We start from the raw sequence: 5947 nt of genomic DNA, 5'->3' as shown, positions 1-5947 counted from the left end.
ACACCGATCTGGGCCATTTCGTCACGCCGTTAATCGGCCCGGTTTCTAAAAGATTTTGACCCAGCAGGGCATTCAATACCGCTGATTTTCCCCGACTCACCAAGCCAAATGCCGCAATCCGAATCACCCCGCCATCGAGTTTTTTTAGGTTGGCTTTGAGGATGTCTCGCTGGGTTTGCAACGCTGCCCGTGCGGAATTGTTGCGGGTTGTCGGACGGTAACTTTGGCTTTGGGAGAGTCGGGCAATGGCAATTCGGATGCTGTTTCGGGCGCGATCGAAGTGAGAATCGTTCACTGGGGGTTCAGCGTGAGTGGTCGTTGACTTTAATATAATATTGTTTTGCAGGATATCGATCGGGCTTTTTGGATCGGAAATCGCTACATCTGGCTTAAGTAATAAGTAATAAATAATATAGCGGTTATCAATCTGTTGAAGTACAGAGTTTCTGGTTTTCGGGAATGGGGAATGGGGAATAGAATTTGGGTGTACCTCACAAGACTGAGAATTGCTATAAGTAATAATCAAAAAGTGATAATTAGAATAAAAACAGATTTTTATTCTAGTAGAAATTACTTTGAAGTTAGTTTGTTTTAAAATTTGATAAATAGATCGATCGAACTTTAGAGACCGATCAAATAAAAAAAGTAGCGATTGGAGATAATAAATTGAGTTCGATCGCAAATCTTTTTCTAGAGCTAGGGTCTGTCATCAGTTAGCCGTACAATCTAGGCTAGACATCAGTTCTGGCGTTGCGATCGCTTTTTTGACGATCGCCATCAAATCCTTGTTCTGAAAAGCTTCTAGATTTAACTGATGACACGCCCTAGTTTGTGAGATCCGGATTACAACCCTTCTCGAACGCGATCGTCAAACAAGTCTATATCCTAGATTTTATCTTCATTACTGGATTTTTTTATCTGAAATTGGGAGCGAGTCAAAAGAGCGGATTTATCTCTCTCAGATCTAAACTTCATCAAAAAAAACAGCGATCGAGAAACATTTCTAGCGGATTTTAGCGTCAGACAAGTGAAGAGACAAATAATACTCAGACAGATTCCTAACAAAATCCAGGAGCGAGATTATAGTGAAACCCACTCAGCTAGCAATTGCCACTTTGACGTTACTCTCCCCATTATTCTTGGGTGCGGGCAGCGTTTTCGCCCAAACCGAAATTGAAAGTACCGAATCGATCGAATCTTCCGAAGTTTGGATCGTTAGCGATGCGATCGAACTCAATCGAGCCAAAAATTACGCCCGTCAAGCCGCCGCACGGTTCAATGGTGGTTTAGAGAACTACCGCGCCGAACCGGCGATGCACGGCCCTTCTTCCGAAGCCCCATTTATCATCAACGAAGACGGAAGCTGGACGTTTACCTTCCTCGGGGGTCGTCCGGGTTCTGATGTGTTCTCCGTCGAAACAGCCGTTACGGTTTCTCCCGACGGTGAATTCATCAACATCGATTACAACCAACCCCTCTAGGGGAGAATTCGGAAGCGCGGAATTCGAAGTTTGGAAGCGTGTAAAGGAGATGGGGGGATGGGGAAAATAACGACTAAATTGCTAACGTAACCCCATCTGCACCCGCCAGAGACTCGTATAAATCCCACCTTCATCGAGTAATTCTTCGTGGGTTCCCGACTCGACGAGTTTGCCGCCTTCCATGACGTAAATGCGATCGGCATTGCGAACGGTGGAGAGACGATGGGCGATCGCGATGGTGGTGCGGTTTTGGGTAATGCGTTCGAGCGATCGTTGGATGGCGGCTTCGGTTTCGTTATCCACCGCAGACGTTGCCTCGTCCAAAATCAAGATAGGCGGTTTTTTCAACACCGCCCGCGCGATCGCCAGTCGTTGCCGCTGTCCCCCGGAAAGCTTCTGCCCCCTTTCGCCGACGATGGTATCGTAGCCTTGGGGCAGTTGCATGATGAAGTCGTGAGCTTCGGCGACGGTGGCGGCGGAAACAATTTGGGGCAAGGTGGCATCGAAACTGCCATAGCGAATATTTTCCGCCACCGTCCCGTGAAACAAAAATACATCCTGACTCACCAAACCGATCGCCCGTCGCAAGTCCTGAAATCGCAAATCTTGCAACTCCACGCCATCGAGGGTAATCTTGCCCGATCGCACTTCGTACAGCCGCAGCAATAGTTTGACGATCGTGCTTTTCCCCGAACCGGTAGAACCGACAATGGCGATGGTTTTTCCGGCGGGGATATGTAGCGAGAGGTTAGAAATGACGGGTTGGCGATCGTGATAGGCAAAGGTGACATCTTCGATATTTATCTTCCCTTTCACCAACACCAAGGGTAACGGCTTATCACCAGGATGAATGGCGATGGGAGCATCCAGCAGCCTCAGCACTCGTCGAGTTGAGGCGATCGCCCTTTGGTATTCGTCGAGGGTTTCTCCCAGTCGCGTTAGGGGCCACAGCAAGCGCTGGCAGAGGAATACCAACACGCTATAGGTGCCCACCGCCATGTTGCCGTTGACTGCCTCCAAGCCGCCAAATACCAGTGTGGCGGTGAAGCCGATTAAGATGATGATGCGAATTAAGGGGACGAATGCCGCACTCAACGCGATCGCCCGTTGGTTGCTTTTGCGATAGGCATTACTTTCGGCTTCGATGCGTCGGACTTCGTATTTCTCGGCAGTAAAGCTTTTAATGGTGGTGATGCCCGAGAGGTTGTTGGAGAGTTGGCCGTTGAGCAAGCTTACCTTTTCCCGTACGTCGGCGTAGCGGGGGGCGAGACGACGTTGAAAGGCGATCGAGCCCCAGAGGATAAAGGGCATGGGCAACATTGCCATCCACGCCACGCTAGGGGCGAGAAAGAAGAAAGTTCCCCCCACGACGAGAATGGTGGTGGTCACTTGAATCACTTCATTGGCACCCCTATCGAGAAACCGTTCCAACTGATTGATATCATCGCTCAAAATTGACATCAAACCGCCGGTACTGCGGTCTTCAAAATAGGCGAGTTCGAGTTCTTGTAAATGGCGGTAGGCATCGAGGCGCAAGTCGTGTTGGATGGTTTGGGCGAGGTTGCGCCAGAGTCGTTTGTAAGCGTATTCAAAGATCGATTCTAGTCCCCAAACCATGAAGCTCAAAAAAGCCAGCACCAGGAGTTGTCCGAAGACATCGCGCACTCCGAGTTTGGCTATTAGGGAATCTTGCTGTTTGACGACGACATCCACGGCGGCACCGATTAAGGCTGGAGGGGCGAGATCGAAGATTTTATTGAGAATCGAACAAGCGGTTGCCTGCCAAATTTGCGATCGGTACTGATGCGTGTAAGCAAACAGGCGTTTGAATGGATGGACGGATTGATGCTGGCTCATGCACAATTCTCGGTGAGATGCCTAAGCTGAATATTGTAATACAAAATAATACAAGTCGGTCTTGTTGAATATTTTTTAGGGTTTGGTGCTGGTTAGCTCTCCAGACAAGCACGATCGTATTTGGATTGCAAGGGAGGCGTTTCCATCTCCGATCTCTGACGCAGATAGGTTTTTTCCGGTGGAAAAATCTTGGGTGATGAAATGTAATAATAGCAACTAACGGTTGAGAGTCAGGTTAGGGTGCAAACGTTAACAAATTTGTTGTACCTAAGAACGATTTCATGAAACTTGCGCGCCAAGATAGCGATCGACACCGGGCACGAGGAGAAGTTTCCCTGCAAGCCTTCTTCAATCTGTCACTAGATTTGCTATGCGTTCGGAGTGCAGATGGATATTTCTTAGAACTCAACGCTGTTTGGACGAAAACTTTGGGCTGGACGTTGGAGGAATTGCGATCGCGCCCTTGGCTCGAATTCGTGCATCTGGGTGATGTGGATATGACGCAGGAAATGGAGGACATTTATCTGGCTACGAGGATGGCATCAGTCATGGCATTGCCAAAGATGTAACCGAAAGTAGTTGGCGTGGTAGTGAAGGATATCGAAGGAAAATCCAGGAAGCCGTGAAGCTACGCGATCGCGCCCTAGATGCCAGCAGCGTCGGGATTGTCATTGCCGATGCCAGATTGCCGGATATGCCACTGATTTATATCAATCCAGCATTTGAGAAAATTACCGGGTATTCTCCGACAGAAGTATTAGGTTATAACTGCCGATTTTTGCAGGGAAAAAAAACGAAGCAAGTAGATGTCGATCGACTGCGAAAGGCTATTTCATTGGGAGAAGATTGCACGGTCACCTTAATGAATTATCGCAAAGATGGAACTCCATTTTGGAACGAACTGACGATTTCTCCAATTTACGACGAGCGCGATCGTCTGACCCATTTTATTGGCGTGCAATCGGATGTGAGCGCTCGCATTCGTGCCGAAGCGGCTCTACGTTTGGAAAAAAATAAGTCGGAAGGGTTACTGCTGAATATTTTACCTAAAAGTATCGTTACCAAACTCAAACAAGACCCCAGTGCCATTGCCGAACATTTTGAAAGCGTTACAATTCTTTTTGCCGATATTGTTGGGTTTACGCCTCTTTCCACCCGACTGACACCCTTTGAACTTGTAAAATTACTCAATCAAATTTTTTCTAAGTTCGATCGATTGGTCGAAAAATATGAAGTGGAGAAAATTAAAACCATTGGCGATGCCTATATGGTTGCCGGAGGATTGCCGATTCCCACACAAAATCATGCCGAAGCGATTGCGAATATGGCTTTAGAAATGCAAGAGGCAATTTCCGAGTTTCAAAAAGAAATTGGCGAACGGTTTCAAATTCGTATCGGGATGAACACGGGGTCGGTGGTGGCGGGGGTGATTGGCATTAAAAAGTTTATCTACGATTTATGGGGCGATGCGGTGAATGTTGCTTCCCGAATGGAGTCGTCGGGAGTTCCCGGAAAAATTCAAGTGAGCGATCGAACCTATGAGATTTTAAAAGATAAGTATCGCTTCGAAAGTCGCGGAGAAATTGAGGTGAAAGGGAAAGGGAAAATGACGACTTATTGGTTAGTCGATCGAGTACAGTAGGGGCAATTCCCCCGTGGTTGCCCCGATCGAACATCGTATGGCGGCTGTGCGTAAGTCCTGTAGAACCGGACTTACGCACAGCCCACCCTGCCTGACTCCCCACTCTTGCGAATGCCGCGCCTCCGCGCCTCCGAATTCTATCCCTTCAGCGTTTTGGCAAAAAGTTCGCTTAACCGCTGCAATGCCGGAGAAACATCTTCCGGGGGAATGCGAACGTCGAGGATGCTAAACGTCTTGCTACTACGGGCGAGTTGCAAGGCTTGGCGCAGTTGCCGTCCCGTTTCGATAACAAAGCCACGTCCGCCGAGAACGGTTGCGAACTGGGCGTAGTCCATCTGAGGAATGAAGACGAAATCTGCATTTTCATGGGCCATGGATCGCAAGGAGGTAAAGGAACCGTTATTGACGACGATGACAATCGGGTTGAGGCCCAATTTACCAGCCGTCAGTAACTCCATCCCCGTCATTTGAAATGCCCCATCTCCCACCAGGGCGACCGTTCTGCGGAAAGGATCTGCCAGTTGCGCCCCGATCGCGCCGGGAACTCCAAACCCCATGCTGGCATAGAATGCCGGGGATAAAAACGACGTACCTTCGCGCATCCGGATGTCGTCGCCTGCAAACAAGGCATCTCCCACATCCGTTACCAGTAGGGTGTTACCGTCGATGAATCGATTCAGTTCGTATAGCAGTCCGCTGGCCGTCATCTTGCCGTGGGAGGCGACCGCGCGGGGTCGCATGGGCATGATGTCAGCGGGATCGGCATGGGGTAAATCCGGACTGATACCCAGGGCCGTGATGAAGTTTTCAAACCGAACGTTGGGATACTCGTGATGCTTAATAGCAATGCGTTCGGAGGTGGCGTAGATGGTTCGGGCGGGATCGAGGTGGGCGGTGAACATTCCCAGATTGATATCTGTCATGAACGCCCCCAACATCAGCAGACAGTCGGATTCTTCCACCAGAT

6 protein-coding genes are annotated in these 5947 nt (G+C 49.1%); 3 read left to right on the top strand and 3 right to left on the bottom strand.

The window, feature by feature from the left end; all coding sequences use genetic code 11:
- A partial coding sequence (locus tag IQ235_RS16615; RefSeq protein ID WP_264322546.1) for a dynamin family protein occupies positions 1 to 295 on the bottom strand: 295 nt, incomplete at its 3' end.
- 790 nt (positions 296 to 1085) lie between these two features.
- On the opposite strand from IQ235_RS16615, the gene IQ235_RS16610 reads away from it, so the two are divergent.
- Positions 1086 to 1481 carry a hypothetical protein gene (locus IQ235_RS16610; protein ID WP_264322545.1) on the top strand — a complete coding sequence of 132 codons (396 nt, stop codon included), beginning with the start codon at positions 1086 to 1088 and terminating at the stop codon, positions 1479 to 1481.
- 81 nt (positions 1482 to 1562) lie between these two features.
- Here the strand turns inward: IQ235_RS16610 and IQ235_RS16605 are convergent, their stop codons facing one another.
- Positions 1563 to 3338: an ABC transporter ATP-binding protein gene (locus IQ235_RS16605; RefSeq protein ID WP_264322544.1), complete on the bottom strand. Its 1776-nt coding sequence runs from the start codon at positions 3336 to 3338 to the stop codon at positions 1563 to 1565.
- 281 nt (positions 3339 to 3619) lie between these two features.
- Between IQ235_RS16605 and IQ235_RS16600 the strand changes: the two genes are divergently transcribed.
- Complete coding sequence (locus tag IQ235_RS16600; RefSeq protein WP_264322543.1) at positions 3620 to 3907, top strand: PAS domain-containing protein; 288 nt, start codon at positions 3620 to 3622, stop codon at positions 3905 to 3907.
- 53 nt (positions 3908 to 3960) lie between these two features.
- Entirely contained in the window at positions 3961 to 4980 is a 1020-nt protein-coding gene (locus IQ235_RS16595) for an adenylate/guanylate cyclase domain-containing protein (protein WP_264322542.1), read from the top strand.
- Positions 4981 to 5117: 137 nt separating this feature from the next.
- Here the strand turns inward: IQ235_RS16595 and IQ235_RS16590 are convergent.
- Positions 5118 to 5947: thiamine pyrophosphate-dependent enzyme (locus IQ235_RS16590; protein ID WP_264322541.1), on the bottom strand; the 830-nt coding region annotated here is incomplete at its 5' end.

The organism is Zarconia navalis LEGE 11467 (assembly GCF_015207075.1).
Lineage (GTDB): Bacteria > Cyanobacteriota > Cyanobacteriia > Cyanobacteriales > Geitlerinemataceae > Zarconia > Zarconia navalis.
The sequence above is the reverse complement of the archived record's forward strand: the minus strand, read 5'-3'. Positions and strand labels throughout refer to the sequence as shown.

Bases quoted from the DNA above. Each gene is read 5' to 3' on its own strand.
- IQ235_RS16605 (WP_264322544.1), bottom strand. From the start codon at position 3,338: ATGAGCCAGCATCAATCCGTCCATCCATTCAAACGCCTGTTTGCTTAC.
- IQ235_RS16600 (WP_264322543.1), top strand. From the start codon at position 3,620: ATGAAACTTGCGCGCCAAGATAGCGATCGACACCGGGCACGAGGAGAA.